Here is a 22,471-nt window from a genome sequence, read left to right as displayed (position 1 = left end):
TAGGGTAGAATTTTGAGGATGCTCTTTTATGTTCTAATTGAATTGTCAATTTTGTTATGTTAGAGAAACAGGAAGCTTTCCTTTAGCTTCAAAAGTTCCTAGAAAATGCTCTGTAGCTACATCTTGAAATTCCTTGAAATTTTGATAAGCAATAACAGCAGCAATTGTATTTTTTGTTTTGAAAAATTTTAAAGCATACGGGTTTCCAAAGTGATATAGGACCACTCTTTTCGACTGAATTATTTCATTCACAAAATCTATTTCCTGTTGAAGGAATCCGAAATTGTTCGTTGGTTTAATTTGTGGTGGTGTAAGTAGTAAAAGTATTTCGGTTTCATTGACGATTTCTTTTTGCATTTCTTTTACAGAAGCTGAAATTTCTTTTTCAGATTGGTATGTGTCATACCTTTTTAAGGTTAGAGTGCAGAAATTCGATGTTCTAAATTCTTTAATTTCTTCTACGGTTCCGTTAAGGAAAGTAAGCGAATGTTCGGCAATTTTTCTGTTAAGAGAACTAGGGTCCGTTAATTTTTCTGGTATATCTTTTTGTTGAATTGCTTTTACTTTTAACTTCCAAATACGTTCAATGCTTTTATTAATTTGAGCTTCCGTTGCATTTTCTAAGATCATTTGTATTCCCTCTTCAATATGTTCGGCAAAACATAATACGTCATTACCCGCATCAAAGGCAAGCCATTCTAACTCACCATGAACAGGATAATTTTTAGAAACTGCATGCATGTTTAATGCATCTGAAATAACCACGCCATCAAATCCCATTTCATTTCTAAGAACACCTGTAATAATATCTTTATTAATACTTGATGGTAGATTTTTATTATTCGTTAAGGCAGGAACGGATAAGTGTCCCACCATAACTGAATCTACTCCTTCATCGATAAGTTTTTGGAAAGGGAACAACTCATTCTCCAAAAGTTCCTTTTTAGATTTATTAATTACAGGTAGTCCTAAATGCGAATCTGTTGCGGTGTCTCCATGACCCGGAAAATGTTTAATACTTGTAAGAACACCTTCACTTTGCGTTCCTTTTATATATGCAGTAGCCAATGAAACTACGTTCTCTTTATCATCACCAAAGGAACGATAACCTATTACCGGATTATTAGGATTCGTGTTAATATCAACCACGGGTGAAAGATTCCAATGAATACCCGCTGCTTTACAATCTTTAGCGATTTGCTTACCTACTTCAAAAGTCAGGTCTATATTTTTGACATTTGCACCAAGTGTTATGGCGTAAGGATACTGAGGTGTATTTTCAATTCTCATGGCCAGTCCCCATTCTGCATCAATTGAAATTAATAGGGGATAGGTGGCAGCTTTTTGATATCTAATGATGAGGTTTTTAAGCACCTCAAAACTGTTCTCATTTTTTACTACTTTCTTTTTCCCTTCAAAATTAGTGGCAGCACTTGCCCTAGAGTGAAAAAAACAAAATCCACCAACATGGTATGTAGAAATTAGTTTTTCAATTTGCTGTATTTCTTCTTCTGTATCGTTAATGAAGGCAGCAGGCATAAATAGTTGACCTACTTTTTCAATTTTAGAAAGTTGGTCAATAGCCTCAGTTGTTGATATCATTTTATTCATTAGGAACTGTAGTTTTTTTACCGAAATCTGCCGGATAAGAAATAAACTTTAATAAGAAAAGAGCAGGTAAGGCTGCGATAACTACCCAAACAAAAAAGCCATCATAGCCTAGCCATTGTTGTATATAACCGCTTACCATGCCGGGCAGCATCATGCCTAATGCCATAAAGCCTGTAGCTATGGCATAATGAGAGGTTTTCGATTTTCCGTCGGCAATGTATATGAGGTACATTAAAAATGCTGCAAACCCGAATCCGTAGCCAAATTTTTCGAATATAACTGTTGTGGTTACGGCATAAATGTTGGTTGTATTGGTTACTGCCAGTACTGCATATAAAATGTTAGGTAAGTTCAATGAAAGCACCATGGGTAGCATCCATTTTTTTAGACCATCCCTTGAAATTAATATACCACCTAGAATTCCTCCTATGGAAAGAAATACAACTCCCGCGGTACCAAAAATGGTTCCAAGTTGTTCGGTTGAATAGCCAAGACCTCCTTCATCTGGAGTATCTAATAGAAAAGGTGACGCCATTTTTACTAATTGCGATTCTCCCAAACGGTAGGTTAAAATGAAAGCTAATGCGATACCTATTCCTGGCTTTTTAAAGAAGGAGGAAAACACTTCTAAAAACCCTTTAGGTTTTTCCTTTAGCTCGTCATTTTCCGACTCATATTTCGGAGTAACGAAAAAGTTTGCAACAGTCATTATCAACATTAAAAAAGCTGCTGCAGACATCGTAATACTCCATGCTTTAGTGTTATCACCATATTTGTTTTCTAAAAAGCCTGCTAGAACAACAATCAACCCTTCTCCTGTAACCATGGCCAATCTGTAAAAAGTACTTCGCATACCAACAAAAAAGGACTGTTTTTTTTCGGTTAACCCAAGCATGTAATAACCATCTGAAGCAATATCATTGGTTGCTGATGCAAATGCGGCCATCCAAAAACAGGCTAGTGAAGAAATGAAAAACATATTGGTCGGTATGGTTAAACCAACTCCCAAGAGCGATATTGCTATTAAAAGTTGCATAGCTAAAAACCATTTTCGCTTTGTGCTTTTTAAATCAACAAAAGGGCTCCATAAAGGTTTTAAGACCCATGGTAAATATAAAATACTGGTGTAAAGTCCGATATCTTCATTGCTTACGCCTAATTTTTTATACATAATCACTGATACTGTGACCACTAATACATAGGGTAAGCCTTGCGTGAAATATAGAACGGGCACCCATGCCCATGCTCCTTTATCTTTTTGTATCATTTTTTGCAAGTTGCTTTATATTAATTATTGTCGGTTCAGTCTCAACACCATATACATCTATAAAACTAAGTGCTAAAAAGTTGTTTGATATCTGGTTTCTTGGAATTAGCAGTCTATTTGGGCTGCCATCTAAGAAAATCTTATAAACTAATTTTTTAATAGGGTATTCGTCTTTTGCCTTACGACCAGATTTATAAAGTAACGCATAGCGCATATTTTTGGTGTCATCGAGATGAAGAATAAAGTCTTTTTCGTTTTGTTCTGTAATGGATAAATGTGGTGTTTTCAATGTAGCCATATTTGATAATGGGAAAGCGGGATTCAGAGCAGGTAGTTTGTAATACTTTTTATGAATGTATTTTACAACATCGTCATTATCGTTCATAAGAGATTTAGCACTGAACATTATGTTGCCAGAAATCTCAGGTGTTTCTCTAGCTAGCTCTAATTGCATTGGTAATTCTTTTATATCGTCCCACGCTTTATCACTGTTATTTCGAATTTTATAAGCACCGTTTCCAACATAAAGGTTTGTATTGAAATTGTTTTTTGACCACCAATCAATAATAGTTTTATGTGATGCTACGGGTAAATCCATACTCCAATATACTTGTGGAGCCAAATAATCTATCCATCCTTTTTCCATCCAAAGTAATGGGTCTGCATATAAATCTTCGTAGGTAGTTTGTCCAGCTTTGGTGTTTGAACCTTTAGGATCTGTTGAGTTGTTTTTCCAAACTCCGAACGGACTAATACCAAACTGCACCCATGGTTTTATCGACTTAATTGTTTCGTACGATTGTTTTACTAAAGAATCAATATTGCTACGTCGCCAATCATCAATTGTCTGATCTTTTTTAGCATAGGATTCAAAGGCAATAGAATCATTAAAAATGGCATCTTTAATTTTATACGGATAAAAATAATCATCAAAGTGGATGGCATCTACATCATAGTTTGATACAATTTCAGCAATGATGTTTGAAAAATGGTTTCGAACTTCAGGTAAACCCGGGTTGTAATAGTTCTTTTTACCATAATGCACCATCCATTCAGGGTGTGTGCAATAATCATGAGATTCGGCAAGGACTTCAAAATTTTCATCAAATGTTGCCCTGTACGGATTTAACCAAGCGTGAAATTCCATTCCACGTTGATGAGCCTCCAAAATCATCCATTCCAATACATCAGTGTTCCATTGTGGTGGAGTACCTTCTTCTCCCGTTAAAAATCGTGACCAAGGTGCGTAATCAGATTCATAAAAAGCATCGCCAGCAGCTCTTACTTGTACAATAACTGCATTGTAATTCTCTTTCTGATAAAAATCTAAAATCTTTAGATAGTCGGCTTTCTGTTTCTCGGTAGTATCATTACCGTTCTTTGGCCAATCGATATTAACGACAGTTGCAATCCAAACACCTCTAAATTCAGTTTTAGGATATTTATCATAGGTATTGAAAATTCCGCAAGAATTAAATAGAATTATAAGAAGAAAGAGGAATGTGTATTTTGACATAATGTAAAAAAAGGCCCATTTTAGAACTAAAATAGGCCTTTTTAATCAAGTTTATTTGTTAATTAAATTTATGCCTAACAAAGGCTTCCATTGCGGCATAAGACGATAAGCCCAACGCTTTATATTTATTAGCGGTATTTCGATTTCTCTCTTCGGCACGCATCCAAAATTCTCTTGAATCATCACCTTGAAACATTACTCCGTCTTTTTGAGATTGATGACAGAAAATGGCATGTCTTTTCTTTAAAACTTGACCAGGACTCATTGGTACGGCCATTTCAATTTCATTGATATCCCATTCGTGCCATGCTCCTCGGTATAGCCACACCCAACAATCTTTCATGTATGATTCAGATTTCAGTTGTTCACAAGCAGAGAAAACAGCATCTAAACAAACTTTGTGTGTGCCGTGTGGGTCGGCTAAATCACCTGCGGCATAAATTTGATGAGGTTTTATCTTTTCAATTATATCGACAACCAATGCAATATCTTCTTCTGATAAATTCTTCTTTTTAATGGTGCCCGTTTCATAAAATGGTAAATCTAAAAAATGCACTTTTTCATCTTGTAAGCTCATATATCTAGTTGCAGCATATGATTCACCCCGTCTTATTTTACCTTTTAGGTTACGAACCTCTGCCGAATCTATTTGCGTCTCGTTTTTCTCGGTAATTGATTTTATAATTTTTTCAGCCTCATCTGAAGGATGTATTTGCATGGCTATCTCAGCATATTTTCTAGCATCAGTATCAGATACCGCTATATTTCCTGAAGTCTGATAAACGATATGTACATCGTGTCCTTGTTCTACAAGTCTATCAAAAGTACCTCCCATAGAGATAACATCATCGTCTGGGTGAGGGCTAAATATGATAACACGCTTTTTAGCTGGTGTAGCACGTTCAGGTCTATGTGTATCATCTGCATTTGGTTTGCCACCAGGCCAGCCAGTTATAGTATGCTGTAGTTTATTGAACATTTTAATGTTAAGGTCGTAAGAATCTTCTAAAGCTAGAAGATCTGCCATACCGTTATCATTATAGTCTTTATCCGTTAAGCTTAAGATAGTTTTGCCCGTAGTTTCACATAGCCAAACCATTGCTTTGGCTTTTAAATCTTCATTCCATTTACAGGCATCTACTAGCCAAGGTGTTTTGTTACGTGTAAGTTCGCTTCCAGCTCCTGTATCTAAAACAAAAGTACAATTGTCATGGTTCTGTAAATAAGTCGCAGGTACATGCGATGAAACTTCACCCTCAATAGTCTTTTTAATTATTTCAGCTTTATTCTGACCCCATCCTAAAAGAACGATACGTTTTGCTTTTCTCACGGTAGAAATACCCATGGTTATTGCCTTTCTGGGTACATTGTCTATTCCTAGAAATGAAGGGGCGGCATCAACGCGTGTTATATGATCTAAGGTGATAACCCTAGTACCTGAATTAAAATGAGACCCGGGTTCATTGAAACCTATGTGACCTGTTCTACCAATACCTAATAATTGAAAATCGAGACCGCCATTTTCTTTTATTTTTCGTTCATAACTAAGACAATATGCCGTTGTGTCTTGATTACTTACTGTGCCGTCTGGAATATGGATATTTTTTTCAGGAATATCAACATGATTAAATAGATGCTCGTGCATGAAGTAAAAATAACTTTGAATGTTATTCGGTTCCATGGGTAGATACTCATCTAAATTGAAGGTTACCACATTTTTAAAACTCAAGCCTTCTTCTTTGTGCATGCGTACCAATTCTTCATACACCCTTATTGGAGATGACCCTGTAGCCAACCCTAAAACACAATTTCTTTTTTGACCTTGTCTTTTCTTTATTAGACTCGCAATTTCCTGTGCCACTTCAATAGAGGCTTTATTAGAATCTTGAAAGATCACATTATGAATCTTTTCGAATCTTGTTTCTTCAAACTGTCCTATAGGTTGGTGACCAATGTCAATTTTAATGTCTTTAACGGCGTTTTTCATAAAGTTTCAATGAAATTTTAGGTTTTTAAATCATGCAAATATATACGTTATTTTACTTAAATGCGGCTTTTTGCAAGTAATTATGCTGTTATTTGCTGTTAATTAATATTTAAATAGTGTTTAGATTACATTGACGACATAAAACAGCAAGTTAATAAAATTACTATCTTTGCTCGTATTATTAGATAATAATAGCAATTTTATGCTTAAAGAGGAACGTCAGCAGACAATTTTAAATGAGGTAGATCTTCATAATAGAATATTAATAACAGATATTGCTGAAGCTTTAGATGTGTCCATAGATACTATAAGGCGAGACGTTAAAGAACTCGACGCGGACAATAAATTACGAAAAGTTCATGGCGGTGCAATTTCTATGGGTTATATGACCAATAGTGCTAGAAATACCAACATCTATAAGATAGAGGATAAAGCAACGATTGCTGCTAAAGCAGTTGGGTTGTTACGAGATGGGGCTGTTATTTTTATAGATGGAGGTACAACTTGCATGGAACTCGCACGTATTATTCCTGAAAATCTGAATCTTACCTGCTTTACAATTAGTTTACCGGTGGCTATGGAATTATCGCACAAGGCTAATATTAACGTTATTTCAATTGGTGGTCAAATATCAAAGGAAGCTCAAATTTCAATTGGGGCCAATGCAATTCATCATCTTTCAGAAGTACGGTTCGATTATAGCTTTATAGGTACAGGATACGTTGATGCCATTTACGGATTAACAGAGTTCGATTGGGATATTGTTCAAATTAAAAAAGCGGTTATTAAAGCTTCTAAAAAAACAGTTTTATTATCTATTTCAGAGAAGTTAAATTCCCAGCATCGATATAAAACATGTGATATTAATAATATTAATACGATGATTACTGAATTGAAGCCTGAAGATAGACTACTTAAGCCCTTTAAAAATCACGATATAAAAATTATATAATTATATGGATTATAAAAAAATTACTGAAACCCCATCTAATCATGAGAATTTGGAGTTGATGGATACAAAAACTATTCTACAAAAAATTAATGAAGAAGACCATAAGGTCGCTTCGGCAGTAGAGAAAACAATACCGCAAGTGATTAAATTGGTTGACGCCTTGGCTCAACGTTTTGAAATGGGAGGTAGATTGTTTTACATTGGAGCAGGTACTAGTGGGCGCTTAGGTATTTTAGATGCGTCAGAAATACCACCAACTTTTGGTTTGCCACATGAACGTGTAATCGGATTAATCGCAGGTGGTGATACCGCTATTAGAAAGGCCGTTGAGAATGCAGAAGATGCGACTAAGCAAGCTTGGATAGATTTGATGGCACATGATATTACAAAAAATGATGTCGTTGTTGGTATTGCTGCTTCTGGAAGTACGCCATATGTTATTGGTGGATTAGAAGACGCGAAAAAGAATGGAATACTAACGGCGGCAATAACAAATAACCCAGGTGCGCCGATTGCAAGAATAGCAGACATCCCTATCGAAATTAATGTTGGCCCTGAGTTTCTAACAGGTAGTACCCGAATGAAAAGTGGTACATCTCAGAAACTAGTTTTAAATATGATATCTACCGCCCTAATGATTAGGATAGGTAGAGTGAAAGGAAACAAAATGGTGAACATGCAACTAAGTAATGATAAGTTGGTTGACCGTGGTACACGTTATATTATGGAAGGTTTAGATATTGAATATCCTGAAGCAGAAGCATTGTTGAAAAAACACGGCTCAGTGAAATTGGCCATAGATGCTGGTAGGGCTTAAACCCTAAGATTTTTTTAACTAGTCTTATTTTAAAGAAAGAACGCATCAATCGATGAATATTAGATTGATGCGTTTTTCTTTCGTTTATTTTATTGGAATTAATTTATAAAGGCCCTTACCTTCAACGGCTACATAAATAAATCCGTCTGGACCTTGTTTTACGGTACGAACCCTTCCAAAACCATCCATTAATTTTTCACGTGTAACAACTTTTGTTCCGTCTAAAACCAATCTCTCCAAGTATTGAAAGGCTAAAGAACCCACCAATAAACTTCCTTTCCAATTTGTATATTTATCAGAGGTTACATAAGCCATACCACTTGGGGCAATTGAGGGTACCCAATAATGAATTGGTTGTTCCATACCTTTCATTTCTGTTTTATCGGTAATGGGAGTGCCACCATAATTAATTCCATAGGTTACCAAAGGCCAGCCATAATTGGCACCTTTTTTTATTATATTTATTTCATCTCCACCTCTTGGTCCGTGCTCATTATCCCAAATTTTACCGGTTTTCGGGTGTTTTATTAACCCTTGAGGATTTCTATGACCATAGCTGTATATAGCGGTCTTAGCCCCAGCTACGTTAACAAACGGATTGTCTTTTGGTACACGACCATCATCATGTAACCGGTATATTTTTCCGCCATCTCTTTTAATATCTTGGGGGTTACTATCTCGGTCACCTCTTTCGCCAATAGAGAAGTAAATGTATCCTTCATTGTCAAAAACAATTCTAGAGCCGAAATGCTGCCCTTTTGTTGTATTTGGTACTGCTTTGTAAAGCAATTCTTTATTGATAAGAGTGTTGTTTTTCAATTGTGCCCGCATTAGAGCAGTATGTCCTCCTTTTTCGTCCCCTTCAGCAGATGCATATGTAAAATATATCCATCCATTTTTTTCATAATTAGGATGAATTTCAATATCGAGAAGTCCGCCTTGCCCACGTTGATAAACTTCAGGAATATTACCGATTATCGATTTTTTACCATTTGAAAAATGAATTAATTTTCCTTCTTTTTCTGTTATTAAAATACTTTTATCAGGAAGGAAGGTGAACCCCCATGGAACCTGTAGCTCATCGACGAACAGCACTGCTTTAAAAACAGGAATTTCTGGTGTATTTACTTTGTTTTCAGCATCTTGCGCGCAAGAATTGTTGAGTATTACAACAAATAAAATTCTTAGAATGATACTTTTTTTCATATTGGTGCGTTAGAAATATGTTAGAGGACTAATGATTATTTAAAGATAAAATATAAGTATATAAAATTACACCAAAGAACGGTAAAGATCCCAAATCACTATTGTTCTTTTAAACGAATCTTAACCTATGCTTCCAAAACAACAGCGGTTCACGCTGTATGTACTGCTTCTGCTTCTTATTTCGGTTGTTGGTACTACGGCACTTGCCAATTCTAAAGTAAGCACCTTATTTGAGGAGGTTTCTTTAGTTATAGAAAAGGCGGTTTCAATAACCACGAACAGACAACCTAATTTAGAAAAGAAAATTAATGTTGCTAGCAAGTCAATTGAGGCCGCACCAGCAATGTTTGCAACAATCATTAAAGGGGCAGATGATATTGATAACTGTGATGATAACGGTTTTACAATAGCACGTTTTAATCTTTGTGGTGAATATGATGACCGAATAATAAGCTTATCCGGCGGTACTTATACTAATGTATCATGGCAAATATTGGGTGGTTCTTGTAGCCCGAATGTAAATACGGAATGTCCAAATACAGGCTCTTGTTATACTCAAGTTTCTGGTGCTCAAACTTTTTCGTTAGATGCAAGCTCAGTTCCATCAACAACAGGTGCCGAATATCGAGTAATTGCTGACGGACAAACATACTATTTCAAGGTAAAGAAAAGCACCATTACCCAAACCTTTGTAAAACAAGATTATATCTGCGGTGTAGATGGTAGAATACAAATTACCAATTTATCTAGTGCCTATGAGTTTAGTATTGATGGCGGTGTTAGCTGGCAAAGTGCTATATTTTCTAATCTAGCGCCTGGTACCTATAATATTAAGGCAAGATTAAAAAATACGGCAAACACTTGTGAATATCCGTATGAGCCTATAGTAATTGAAGAGAAAGAGATTCAGATATCTGCTACTTTTACAGATGCATTATGTAGTGGTGATACCGGTAGTATAACGGTTACAGCTTCTAATGTACCTGGTCCTTATAAATATACGTTGTTGAATTCTAGTGGTGTAGCACAAGAATTTACTGCTTTTGTATCAACTAATCCTTACACTTTTTCTGCTGTAGGTTTTGGTACGTATACTGTTCAAGTAGAAACACAACAATGCACGGGTGACCCGTTGAACGGAATTACAGCACCAAGACAGAGTTTTGATACTAGTGGTAACCCACTAACTATTGGTGCAGGGGCTTCAGCTTTAGATGCCTCTACTGAAGTTAACAGTAGTTTTGGGTGCTCTGATATTTCTAGTGTAGATATTACTTTAAATACTACAGGTGGCTCAGCTCCTTATACCTTTAGGGTTAATGGTGGGCCAGTGCAACCATCCTTCGGTAATGCGTCAACAGATTCTGGTACGACCACATATACGGTGACAACCGATGGTACATATGACTTCGTTATAACCGATAGTAATGGCTGTATTATAAATGCTTCTTCTGATGTAGAAACATTATTACCACCAGATATAACGGTTACAGGTATTGACGGTACATGTAGTAATGGAGGAGCAAAATTAGACTTTATAATAAATAATGGAAGAGGTTATAATATTTCGTTTAGAGAAAGCGCTTCTGAACCTTGGGTTGGTACACCTCAAATTTCTGTAGCGGCAGGTACGTATAATGATATTGAAGTAAGGTACCAACAAGGTGGTTTTGAATGTACATTAGACTTGCCTTCTATAGCGGTAACAACAGTAGGTACTTTGACAGGTTCTGCAAATAAAATTTCTGACGTTAGCTGTACTAGTTCAGGAACCAATGGCGGTCAGATAGATTTTGTAGGTCCATTTTCAGGAGGTTCTGGCAGTGGTTATGTTTTTAGTATTGATGGAGTTAATTTTTCAACTACCACATCATATAGTGGTTTGTCTGCGGGAGTTTACACGCCAATTATTCGTGATGCAGGCGGATGTCGCTTAGAAATTACATCAATTGAAATATTTGATGTAGATCCCCCAACTAATTTAGATTTTGTTCAAAGTAATATAAGTTGTTCGGCCGGTACTTCAGATGTTCAGTTAACTCCAACAAGTAATGCAGCTATCAACAGATATGAAATAATAAGCCCAGCTTATTTTGATAATGGTAATAACGATACTTTTACAGGATTACTGACTTCTCAAGCTTATATTTTTCAAATTACTGATGTTAATGGATGCTCTTATACAGAAGGTTTCAGACCTATTGTTATGAGCTCAATTCGTGTTCGTGTAAAATCGGGCGGAGATTTGAGAGTTTGTAATGGTGCTACAGATGGAACAGGAACATTTATTATCGACGGATTCGCTAATAACTATACATATGATATAAATGGAGGCCTGTTTACAGGTGGTCCACAAAGTGATACTGAAGTTGTTCTTCCATTATCAGGTGCAGGTACCTATACTATTACTATAACAGATGCTGATACTGGTTGTACGGATACCGCCTCTTTTGATATTCAAGATGCGCCGATTTTAGACTTATCTACTAGTGTTGTTACGCCAATGAGTTGTGCAAATGGCAATTTAGGCGCTGTTAGAGCAACAGCAACAGGGGGATGGGGAGCATACAGATATACGTTAATACCACCAACCGGACCACAAATTGGTCCAAAATCAGGAAGAAGTTTTAGTAATCTTTCTGCCATTGGAACCTATACCTTATCTGTAGAAGATGTTGAAGGTTGTACAGCTACTTTTTCTTTTGATTTAAATCCAATTGATGCTCCGACTGTTTCTTTAGACGGACCAGCATCTGATTTTTGTTATGTGGCTGGAGTGGGTGCAACGGTAGCGGTAACTTCAACTGCAGGAACGGCAGTCGTAGGTACACATCAATATAGAATTAACGGCGGAACCTTACAGGCGAGTGCATCTTTCTCTGGACTTGCACCTGGAAATTATACCATTGAAGTGGTAGATGGTAATGACTGTTCAGATAGTCTTCCTATTACTATAGAACCTCAATTAAGAGTGAATACTAGTATAGAAACTGAAATACCATGTGGTGGTAATCCTGGTAGAATAAATGTAAGTGTTAACGGTGGTTATACTATTGGAGCAGGTGCAAAACAATACGAAGTTAGTGAGGATGGTGGAGCAACTTTTGGTGCTGCATTTCCATTAACTTCTGATAATTTTTTCCATGATACTGCTACTCCTGGCGACTATGTTTTTAGAATTACAGATAACAATACTACTAGTAGTGGTTGTGTAGCGCAGTCTGTTGCTATTACTTTACATCCACCTCAGAATATTGCTGCAGCAGCTGTTACTACTAGACCGGTAAGCTGTAGCTCAACTAATAATGGTGCGGTTACTATAACACCAGATGCAACAAGTGGTGTACCACCATATGAAATTAATTTCAATGGAAATGGATGGGCATCTGAAACTGTATACTCAAACTTAACGGTTGGTACGTATTCTTATTTGGTAAGAGATGCTAGAGGTTGTGAAACAGTTGTAGATACTTTTGATATTGTTTTAGATAATACTCCACCGCCAGCTACTATTGTTACTGAAGTTCAGGCGATTTGTGGTGGTAGTGGTCCAGTAAGTGGGGGTATTACTGTCGATGTTACGCAAGGCACCCCAAATTTCGATTTTATTATTGAAGATAATACAGGCGTAGAAATTACACGTAGAGAAGATGTTGATCCTTCTGCATTACCATTGCAAATATTAGATGCAGGCTTAGTAACAGGTAATTATACGGTTATTACTGTAGATTCTAATGGTTGTACAGATATAGATACTGTAACCATAACTTCCAATGAAGTTGTGATAACACCTATACCACCGCCAGCACCTGTTGATTGTGATGATACGGCTTTTACTTATGCTGTTTCCGTTAGTGGAGGCACTGGTCCTTATCAAATAAGGTTGATAGATCAGCCAGCTTTTTATAACTTAAATAATACGCCTGCGGCTGATGATCATACATTCAGTAATGTTACAGACGGAATTCAATATGGTGTAGCTTATACCGTAGTTGTTTTAGATGTAGGTACAGGTTGTACTTATGAGCAAGAAATACCACCAATAGACGGTTTTTCTGCTTTAGGTGTTACAGCAGATTCTACACCTGGCGCTTGTGATACTAATAGGAATGGAGAAATAACTTATGAAATTACAGGTTATGACATTGGTGATCTTTTAAGAATAGAATTGATAAACAATGAAGATGGGTCAAGTATTATACTTGAGAATTCAGTTTTAACTACAGGCTTACCTTATAATGGAGCTTATCCAGAATTACCAGGTGATTATCAAATATTAGTTACTAATATAACAGATACTTGTACAGCGGCAGATCCGGTTTTAGTTCTTCAAAATTTACCGGACATAGATATTTTACAAGAAGTTCCTGCCAATTGTAATGCATTTGGTCAGGTAACCGTACAAGGTAGAGGAGGTTCTGGCGGGCCATATGAGTTTGCCTTTATGGATGCCGGTATTGCTCCAACTGCTATAGATTGGACTACTGACACTACATTCTCTGCACCAGATGGTACTTATGATGTGTATGTAAGAGATGTAAGTGGTTGTACTTCATTTGATATAGCTACCATTATATCATTAGATCCAGATTTGGCAGTGCCAGATTTTACAGTTGTAAATCAGTGTGATCCTACTTCTACTGCTTTTGATATTACGGTAAGAGTGCCTAATACTATAAATACGCCAAGATTTACTTTGGGAGGTGATGAACAATTACCGACGATAGTAGGTGGTTTTTGGGAATATACGTACATAGTTAGTAGCCCTGGGGATTATGTGGTAGATGTTGTTGATGCTAATGGTTGTAGTAGTCAAGGTACTGCCACAGTTTATGATTTCTTATCTGCTACAGGTAGATTTTCAACTGATAGTACTTGTAATGATGCTGATGGAGTAATAACAATAAGTACGAACGGTGGTAGTGGAGATTTTGAATATGAGCTTACGGGAACTGATTATAACTCAAATTCAGTAGGTCCTATTACGCAAACTAATAATCCGTTATTCACAGGATTGACACCTGGAACTTATGAGGTGTTAATCACAGATAATATTGTGAATGATGGTGCTGGTTTCTGTGAAACTAGGGTAACAAACATCATACTAAATCAAGCAGCACAACCGGTTATTGTTTCTGAAGAAGCAATAGATATTAGTTGTAGAGATGAAAATGATGGTTCTATAGAAGTTGTTGTTGGTCCGGCTAATGCAGCTGTTCCATTTACTTCTCAAGATACACCATTAACTTATATTTTAAATAACTTAACGACAGCTACAGAGCAGGATAGAAACACAACTGGTGCATTCTCTAGTTTGCCTGCAGGTGACTACCAAGTTCAAGTGGTAACTGCTCGTAATTGTGAAGTATTATCTGCGGTTCATACAATTGATAATCCTGATGCTTTTAGTATAACTGCTAGTGCACCAGACTTTGCTTGTGAACCAGGTGCTAATAGATATAGTTCAACCATTATTACCGTAGGTATAGTTGATCTAGGAACAGTTGGTTCTGGATATCAGTACAGTATTACGGGTTTTTCAAACTATCAAACTGGTAATACTTTTGAAATAGTAGATAATGGTTCTACCCAAAACATCACAGTTTATGCAATCGATGGCAACGGTTGTCAAACAACTTTTAATGTTCCGACTATCAATCCACCAACAGATGTTATTCCCACGATTATTGAAGTCGATATTTTAAACTGTAGAGATGACGAGCGCGTACGTATAGAAGTTATTGGAACTAATGATTTTACTGTGAATACAGTATCTGTTACTCCAGTTGCTGCAGTAACAAATACTTCAGGTAATAATTATGTTGATGTGTATCTTTCTGATGTTGGAGATTATTTGTTCGAGATAACGGATAATACTGTCGGATGTACATATCCAATGCCAGTACATACGGTTAATCAACCTATAGTTCCTACAGCTTTAATCAGTGAGGCTAAGCCTGTAAGTTGTGCTGTGCCAGGAAACGATGGAGCGTTGTTTATTACTGTTGGTGATTATTCGGGAACATATAACTATGAGGTTTATCAGGCTACCGATGTTTCGAGGTCTACAGTATTGGCTTCAGGTAGTTTTGATACGAATAATTATCCTGATGGTAATGGCGAGGAAGCTCGTATAGAAAACTTGCCAGGCGGTAATTTAATAGTAGATATCGTTTCAACGGGTATGCCGTTTTGTTCTGCGACAAGTAATGTTGCTAATATTAGAACTCCGAACGGCCCTCTTCAAGTAACTGCTGAATCTATAGGTAATGTAAGTTGTACCAATGATACTGGTGAAATAAACGCTACAGGAACTGGTGGTTGGGATACTATCCCTTATGAATTTAGGTTGTTGATTAGTGCTGACAATGGTGCTACCTATGCGACAGAGATAAACGCATTCTCAAACAATAATAAGTTTACAGGCCTTTCTTTCGGATTTTACCAAGTAGAGGTTAGAGATATAGAAGGTTGTACGAATACCTTTGAAATTGAACTGGAAGAAGTTCCTCAAATAGTTGCTGGCATAAGAGAGCCACAGGGTCTTGATTGCCCTAATGGTAACAATGCAGTTCTAGAAGCTTATGATATTACTTCCGGTGATGTATTGACTGCTCTGGCAGGGGCTAGTGGAGGCTTTGTAAGTGCTGGATATAATTATACATTACTTTACTTGAATGGTAACGATAATACAGATATAGTTTCACAAAGTGGACTTCAAAACACACCAACCTTTGTTGGGGATAGTGGAGGATATATCAGTACAGGTTGGTATGCTATAGAGGTATCATCTAGTTTTGGTTGTTCATTTGTGACTGAAGCTTATTTTGTAGATCCACCACCACCAATTCAACCTTTATTAGTACAGACAAGAGTGCCCGGTTGTGGAGGTGATGGTGAAATGAGGTTGACCGTTGAAAATCCTGACCCATTATTTACCTATGAATACTTGAGAGTAGAAAATGGAGCAACTCTTGGAACATATATCCCAATGATTGGAAATTCAGTTACAGTTTCGGGTGTAGAAGGAATAACTTATCAATTTGATGTAAGAAAGGTAAACTCTGCAGGAGCTTGCCCAGCAATACGATCAAATGGTATTACCATGACCAATGCAACGGGTATTACTTTATTACCGAATTTACCAGATGATATTTCTTGTGCTTCAGAACTAGATGGTAGAATTGAATCATTTGTAAATGGCGGTGTAGGTGAAGACTTATTTTATCTTTATGAGGGTGATCCAGTAGATGCATTTAATCCATCAGCGACAGCTACCTTGGTAAGAGGACCTCAAGAAAACGGAACGTTTGAAGCATTACCAGAAGGAACAAGCTATTATATTGCAGTAACTAGTGGTGCTACTTGTATGGATATTGCAGGTCCGTTCGAAATCATTAGACCAGAACCAATAATTTTTGATGCAGTACCTAGCAATGTAAGTTGTAATGGTGAAGAAGATGGTACAATTACTGTTTCTGTAAGTAATGGCGGAGTTGGTTTAATTCAATTTGCTATCGCACCTAATTTTAATGAGTTCTTTAGTGATGCTGACAATCCTGGTACCTATACGTTCGATGAGCTAGCAGCTGGTACTTATGAGATTCTAATACAAGATGAGAATGGTTGTTTTGAAAAAGATTTCATTACGGTTGAAGAGCCTGATCAATTACAAGTTATTAATATCAGTACAACTCCAGAGCTTTGTATTGGAGCTAATAATGGGTCTGTAGTTTTCGATATCGCTGGCGGCACTCCATTTAATGATGCCTTAGTGAGCGCTACCCCATATTTTGAATATAAGATTGAAATGGTGGATCCTATAGATGAAACAGGTACTGCCACATTTGCTCCTTACAACGGAGAGATTATTGAAGATTTACAAGGTGGGGCATCTTATGTTATTTATGTTCAAGACGTTAATTTCTGTTCAACTTCTGAACTTTTTACCATAGATATAGGTGTAGATTTAACGGCAGAGCCTCAAGTGCAATATGGTTGTGATGGTATATTCCCAACAAGTACAGCGACCATTCAGATGATGAACGATAATTTGCTTCCACAATTTATGTTTGCTCTTGATCCTTTAGATCCTACCGATGCCATAAGTTCTAATGCTACAGACGAGTATGTATGGGGCGATTTACCTGCTGGTGATCACATAGTCTATATTTATCATGAGAATGGTTGTACCAATAGTGTAGAATTTAATATCGAAAGCTATGAGCCATTAAGCTTAGTGGTCGATAAAACCGGACCTAATGAAGTGGTTGCTTCTGCTGCAGGTGGTTATGGTGAATATGAATTCTTCTTCAATGGAGAATCTTATGGTGAAGAGACAACATTTACTACCAATGAAAGTGGTATGGTGAATGTTAGAGTAGTAGATGCTAAAGGTTGTGTTTTAGAACTAAGTGTACCTTTTGAATTTACAGGGATGTTAGAATTCCCTAATTTCTTTACACCCGATGGAGATAATTTAAATGATATATGGTCACCAAAGAATAGGGATCTTTTTAATGGTGTCGTAGTTAAGATTTATGACCGTTATGGTAGAGTGGTGGCTATATTAGATGAGGTCAGTGGTTGGGACGGAACTTACGAGGGCAAAGAGGTGCCAACAGGAGATTATTGGTATGTGGTAAATGCTAATAGTAATGAGATACGATATGTAGGTCATTTTACCTTGTATAGATAATCATAGTCAAATATAGGAGAGGAGATACAATTTGTACCTCCTCTTTGCTTTAATAGAATACAAAGCCCGAAATTGTAAGCCCAAATTATATTACACTTTAAAAACAATCCTTTTTAGGTACATTTGATAGACAAACAGAGCTATCGTTGATGAAGTATATTTTATATATTATTTTATTGGTTATTTTTCAGAGTTGCGCTTCTCAAGTTAAGCCAGTTCTGGTAGATTCAGAAATGGAAACCAATGTAAAAGAGAATCTTGCCTATTATCTATATTATCCAGAAGATTACCTTGAAGAGCCCGAAAAGAAGTTTCCAATTCTTTTATTTCTACATGGCGGAGGTGAATCTGGAGATAGCTTAATTACTGTAAAGAGAAATGGTCCTCCAAAATTAATTGTTCAGGGAAAAAAATTTCCATTTTTAATACTTGCACCGCAAAATCCTAATGCAAAAAAATGGTGGAATACTAGAGCAGTTAAACAATTACTAGATTCGATTGTAGAAGGAAATCGAATCGATAAAAATAGAATTTACTTAACGGGTTTAAGTAGAGGTGGAGGAGCTGCTTGGGAAATGGCCGTGCAATACCCAGATACGTTCGCTGCTATGGCTGTGGTTTGCGGAATGACCCCTTTGCCTTATGCATCATGGATTAACAGGAAAATGCCAATTTGGGTATTTCATGGCGAAAAGGACAAGTCGATTCCCATTGAGGAATCTGAAACCATGGTTGCCAAGCTAGAGGAAATGGGCTATGAGGTACTATTTACAAAATACCCGAATGTTGGGCATAATGCATGGATCAAAGCATATGAAACAGAAGCCCTATATGATTGGTTTATGAATCAAGAATTGAAATAGAATTATTTATAATAGTTACCTTATTACTGAATTTTACAAATTAATAAAAGGTTGATTGAAAATTATTTAAGAATAATGTATTTGATAAGGTTATAATGTTCAAGTCCATCATTAAAAGAATCTTAAAGAATGGACTTTAACATTATAACAAAAGTGAAATTATTTATACTGTATTAACTCATTTTTTTGAAATATTTTGAGTGGTCCTCTGTTTTGTGTAACTATATAATAATCATTAGTGCCATTGGCACTTTTAACTTTCGAAACAGTTTTAGCATCACCATCTGCTAAAAAACCACTTTCTACAGTAGGTATAGTTTTAAAATTTCCTTTACCATCACCTTTTAATAAGATACCATTAGAAGCATCGTATTTACCAATGAAGACTTCGTTGCCGTAGTCATTACCAACCAATAATAAATCTATATTTCCATCATTATTAAAATCGGTTAGTGCAATGTCTTTAATGGGAGAAAACTGTGTTTCAAATGGTAGTGCTTTATATTTAAACTTACCATTGCCTAAATTTTCTACATATATACTTTTGTCAAAATTTGCCTTTAAATTTTGTGCACCATCTAATTCTTCTTTTTTGAAAAGTGTTTCTTGAGTTGTCTTTGCATATTCTTTATACATATTGAATTTGTCTCTAAATAGAGGGCTTTGACCATATAAATCACCTCCAAAATTTACAGGTACAGAAGCGTAAGTTGTATCTGAATAGTTTTTTCTAAAAAAGGCAAACGATACTGGGTCAATAGTTCCATTGTTATCAAAATCTTTATAAAGTATGGTAACCGGTCTGTTTGTAGAGGGTTGGAAAAGATTGTTGCCGCCTAAATTGCCTACAATGAAATCAATATCTCCGTCTTTGTCAAAATCTGCTCCTTCAATACTATTCCACCATCCAAATAAGTTATCTAGGCCGGTTTGTTCAATCTTTTTTAATCTCGTTTTCTCGTTTTTAAAGAATGTTATGGACATGAATTCGCCTGTAACAATTAAATCTTTTCTACCATCGTTATCAAAGTCTTGCCATATTGCATCGTTAAGCATACCAATACTCCGTAATTCAGGTGCAATGGAGTCAGTTACATCATTAAGAATGCCATTTTCATTTAAAAGCAGAAAACTTTTTTCAGGTAATGGGAATTTTGCAAAAGGTGTTCTACCTCCTATAAACAAGTCTGTAAATCCATCTTTATTAAAATCCTCTGCTGTTACAACAGATCCACTTGCCTGAATACTAGGCATATTTTCATTTTTTAATTGAAAGTTTCCTTTACCGTCGTTAATCATTAATCGATCTGTATAAAATTCGTTTCCATTCATGAACTCATTGCTACCAGAAACTAGATAAAGGTCAAGATCTCCGTCGTTATCCAAATCAAAAAGAACTAGACTTTCTTCCTCGAAAGTTTTATTGTAAACATCTTCAAAAAGTAATTGAGTTGAAAAATTACCTTTAATATCTTGAATGAAAAGTTGTGGTGATTTTCCGGAAGAACTTCCAACGATAAAATCTTCAAAACCATCCCCGTTTATATCGCCAGTAGTTACACATGGTCCATTTTGAGTAAGTTTTTTTGGTAGAATTCTTTGCACATTAAAATCAATCATATCTAATTCTTCGTGCATGTATTCTACGCCAATCTTTTTTGAGATTTCTGAGAAGATAGGATTAGATTTTTTTGGTATTAGTGGGAAATCCAACTCCTGATTTTTGATAGAAACAGCATTTTCATAATTTAATGTTATTGTCTGATCAACTTTAATGTTTTCTAATAATTGATATTTACCATCAGCCCATAATACCTCTAAAGATTTTACAGTGCTTAATTCGCCAAGACCAAAATGCATGATTTCGTCAACGGAAGACATATAGCCTCTAGTTAAATATTGTTCATGATATTGAAATTCGCTATCCTTTTTTCTAACAACTAGTTTTGCACCTATGCCATTTCGGTTAGTTTTAGTGCCTATTAATTTGACTTTTAAATAATGTTTCGTTTTTATTTCATTATCATTTGTATTGTTTTTGAATATAAATGCTTCATCATTTATATTATTTACAACATAATCTAAATCACCATCACCATCTAAATCACAATAGGCTGCCCCGTTTGAAAACGATGGAATATCAATTCCCCAATCACTACTAGCATCTTTAAATAAACCATTTTGATTATTTCTAAAAGCATAGTTAGGAATTTTTACAACTGGAACAGAATCTAATATTTGACTTGGTTTTAAATATCTTCTAACATTGAAATTAAATTCTCCAAAGTCTAAATCTGTAATATCTCTTGGAAACCCGTTTGTTACCATTAAATCTTTAAAACCATCATTGTCAGCGTCAAAAAATAGGGGAGACCAACTCCAATCAGTTCTCGATACTCCTGCAAATAAACCAATTTCACTGTAAGGCACGTTAATACCTTGGCCCAGTTGTAACATATTTCTCATATATTGATAGCTGAAACCATATCTCTCATTCATTACATAGTCATTATACTTTGTATCTCGAATGGTAGTTTTTAGTCTTTGATTTGTTTCACCTAACATATCAAGGGTTATGATATCTAAATAACCATCATTGTTATAATCTGAAATGTCATTACCCATAGAAAACTTGCTCTGATGTTTGACCATTTCATCTATATTATTACTGAATGTACCATCTTGATTATTAATATAAAGTAAATCATTTGTTAGGTAGTCATTACTGATATAGATGTCTGACCATCCATCATAATTTAAATCTGCAATAGCAATACCCAAACCGTAGCCTTCAATAGTAATGCCTGATTCTATTGTCACATCAGTAAATGAATTATCGCCATTATTGTGGTATAAGCGATCATTGCTTAAAGCTGATCCATCCGTAATTTTTTTTCTGTAATTAGAGGGTAGTTCATGTATGTCAACATTATTTAGTACGTAGAGATCAAGTAAACCATCTTTATCATAATCGAAAAATGTTGCATTCATGCTATTGCCTGTATCAGCTATGCCATATTCTTTTGCTAATTCTTTAAAGATAGGTACACCTTCATCATTCAATCCTTGATTGACAAAAAGCATATTTGCTTTTTGTGCATTTGACGGATACATAGCAGCACAAATGTATATATCTAGGAAACCATCATTGTTAATGTCTACTACTGCTACGCCTGTTTTCCATTTATTGTTGGCTGCAAGACCACTGATATCAGTAACATCTTTAAATTTTAGTTCACCTTGATTTAAATAAAGTTTATTTGAAACCTGATTTCCTGTAAAAAAGATGTCCGGAGTATTGTCATTGTTGAAATCGCCTATTGCGACACCACCTCCATTAAATATATATTCGCTGGTAAGTATATTGAAACTATCAGTTTCAATTATTTTATTATTAAATGTTATGTTTGATTGTGAAGCGTCTATTTTGGAAAATAGTTTTTCCTCTTTCTTTCCGCATGAGCTGATTATTAAAAATATAATAATTGAAATGAATAATAGATTTTTCATTGTGATTTACTTGTGTTGCAGTATTAAATAACTTAAAATACTAT

At 35.7% G+C, this 22,471-nt stretch carries 10 protein-coding genes; 4 read left to right on the top strand and 6 right to left on the bottom strand.

Features of this window, described 5'->3' with window-relative positions; all coding sequences use genetic code 11:
- Positions 1 to 54: 54 nt before the first annotated feature.
- The 4 genes from AAC084_RS09430 to nagB are packed head-to-tail and all read right to left on the bottom strand — an operon-like array spanning position 55 to position 6,381.
- The gene (locus AAC084_RS09430; protein WP_339839913.1) at positions 55 to 1,611 is read right to left on the bottom strand and encodes a glycoside hydrolase family 3 protein; all 1,557 of its coding nucleotides are present in this window, start codon (positions 1,609 to 1,611) and stop codon (positions 55 to 57) included.
- A complete protein-coding gene (locus tag AAC084_RS09425) occupies positions 1,604 to 2,878 on the bottom strand; it encodes an MFS transporter (RefSeq protein WP_339839911.1) in 1,275 nt (424 codons plus the stop codon). Before AAC084_RS09425 ends, AAC084_RS09430 begins: the two co-directional genes overlap by 8 nt.
- Positions 2,862 to 4,394 (bottom strand): family 10 glycosylhydrolase, encoded by a 1,533-nt coding sequence (locus AAC084_RS09420; RefSeq protein WP_339839908.1) that lies wholly within the window; start codon positions 4,392 to 4,394, stop codon positions 2,862 to 2,864. The genes AAC084_RS09425 and AAC084_RS09420 overlap by 17 nt, the downstream gene beginning before the upstream one ends.
- A 58-nt stretch (positions 4,395 to 4,452) precedes the next feature.
- Positions 4,453 to 6,381 carry a glucosamine-6-phosphate deaminase gene (gene nagB / locus AAC084_RS09415; RefSeq protein WP_339839906.1) on the bottom strand — a complete coding sequence of 643 codons (1,929 nt, stop codon included), beginning with the start codon at positions 6,379 to 6,381 and terminating at the stop codon, positions 4,453 to 4,455.
- Positions 6,382 to 6,550: 169 nt separating this feature from the next.
- Between nagB and AAC084_RS09410 the strand changes: the two genes are divergently transcribed.
- Together AAC084_RS09410 and murQ are read left to right on the top strand one after the other, a co-directional pair.
- Entirely contained in the window at positions 6,551 to 7,333 is a 783-nt protein-coding gene (locus AAC084_RS09410; RefSeq protein WP_339839905.1) for a DeoR/GlpR family DNA-binding transcription regulator, read from the top strand.
- Positions 7,334 to 7,337: 4 nt separating this feature from the next.
- The gene (gene murQ / locus AAC084_RS09405) at positions 7,338 to 8,150 is read left to right on the top strand and encodes an N-acetylmuramic acid 6-phosphate etherase (protein ID WP_339839903.1); all 813 of its coding nucleotides are present in this window, start codon (positions 7,338 to 7,340) and stop codon (positions 8,148 to 8,150) included.
- Between the two features lie 84 nt (positions 8,151 to 8,234).
- Here murQ and AAC084_RS09400 read toward each other — a convergent pair whose 3' ends face one another.
- Entirely contained in the window at positions 8,235 to 9,356 is a 1,122-nt protein-coding gene (locus tag AAC084_RS09400; protein ID WP_339839901.1) for a PQQ-dependent sugar dehydrogenase, read from the bottom strand.
- A gap of 127 nt (positions 9,357 to 9,483) precedes the next feature.
- Here AAC084_RS09400 and AAC084_RS09395 point away from each other — a divergent pair, with 127 nt between their 5' ends.
- Both AAC084_RS09395 and AAC084_RS09390 read left to right on the top strand, forming a co-directional pair.
- On the top strand, positions 9,484 to 18,054 hold the full coding sequence (locus tag AAC084_RS09395; RefSeq protein ID WP_339839899.1) for a T9SS type B sorting domain-containing protein: 8,571 nt from the start codon (positions 9,484 to 9,486) through the stop codon (positions 18,052 to 18,054).
- Positions 18,055 to 18,203: 149 nt separating this feature from the next.
- Entirely contained in the window at positions 18,204 to 18,917 is a 714-nt protein-coding gene (locus tag AAC084_RS09390) for a PHB depolymerase family esterase (protein ID WP_339839897.1), read from the top strand.
- A 159-nt stretch (positions 18,918 to 19,076) separates the two neighbouring features.
- Here AAC084_RS09390 and AAC084_RS09385 read toward each other — a convergent pair whose 3' ends face one another.
- The gene (locus AAC084_RS09385) at positions 19,077 to 22,427 is read right to left on the bottom strand and encodes a VCBS repeat-containing protein (RefSeq protein ID WP_339839895.1); all 3,351 of its coding nucleotides are present in this window, start codon (positions 22,425 to 22,427) and stop codon (positions 19,077 to 19,079) included.
- Between the last annotated feature and the right edge of the window lie 44 nt (positions 22,428 to 22,471).

Source organism: uncultured Maribacter sp., from assembly GCF_963977385.1.
Lineage (GTDB): Bacteria > Bacteroidota > Bacteroidia > Flavobacteriales > Flavobacteriaceae > Maribacter.
Note: the sequence above shows the minus strand (reverse complement) of the source record. Positions and strands in the feature narration are given on the sequence as shown.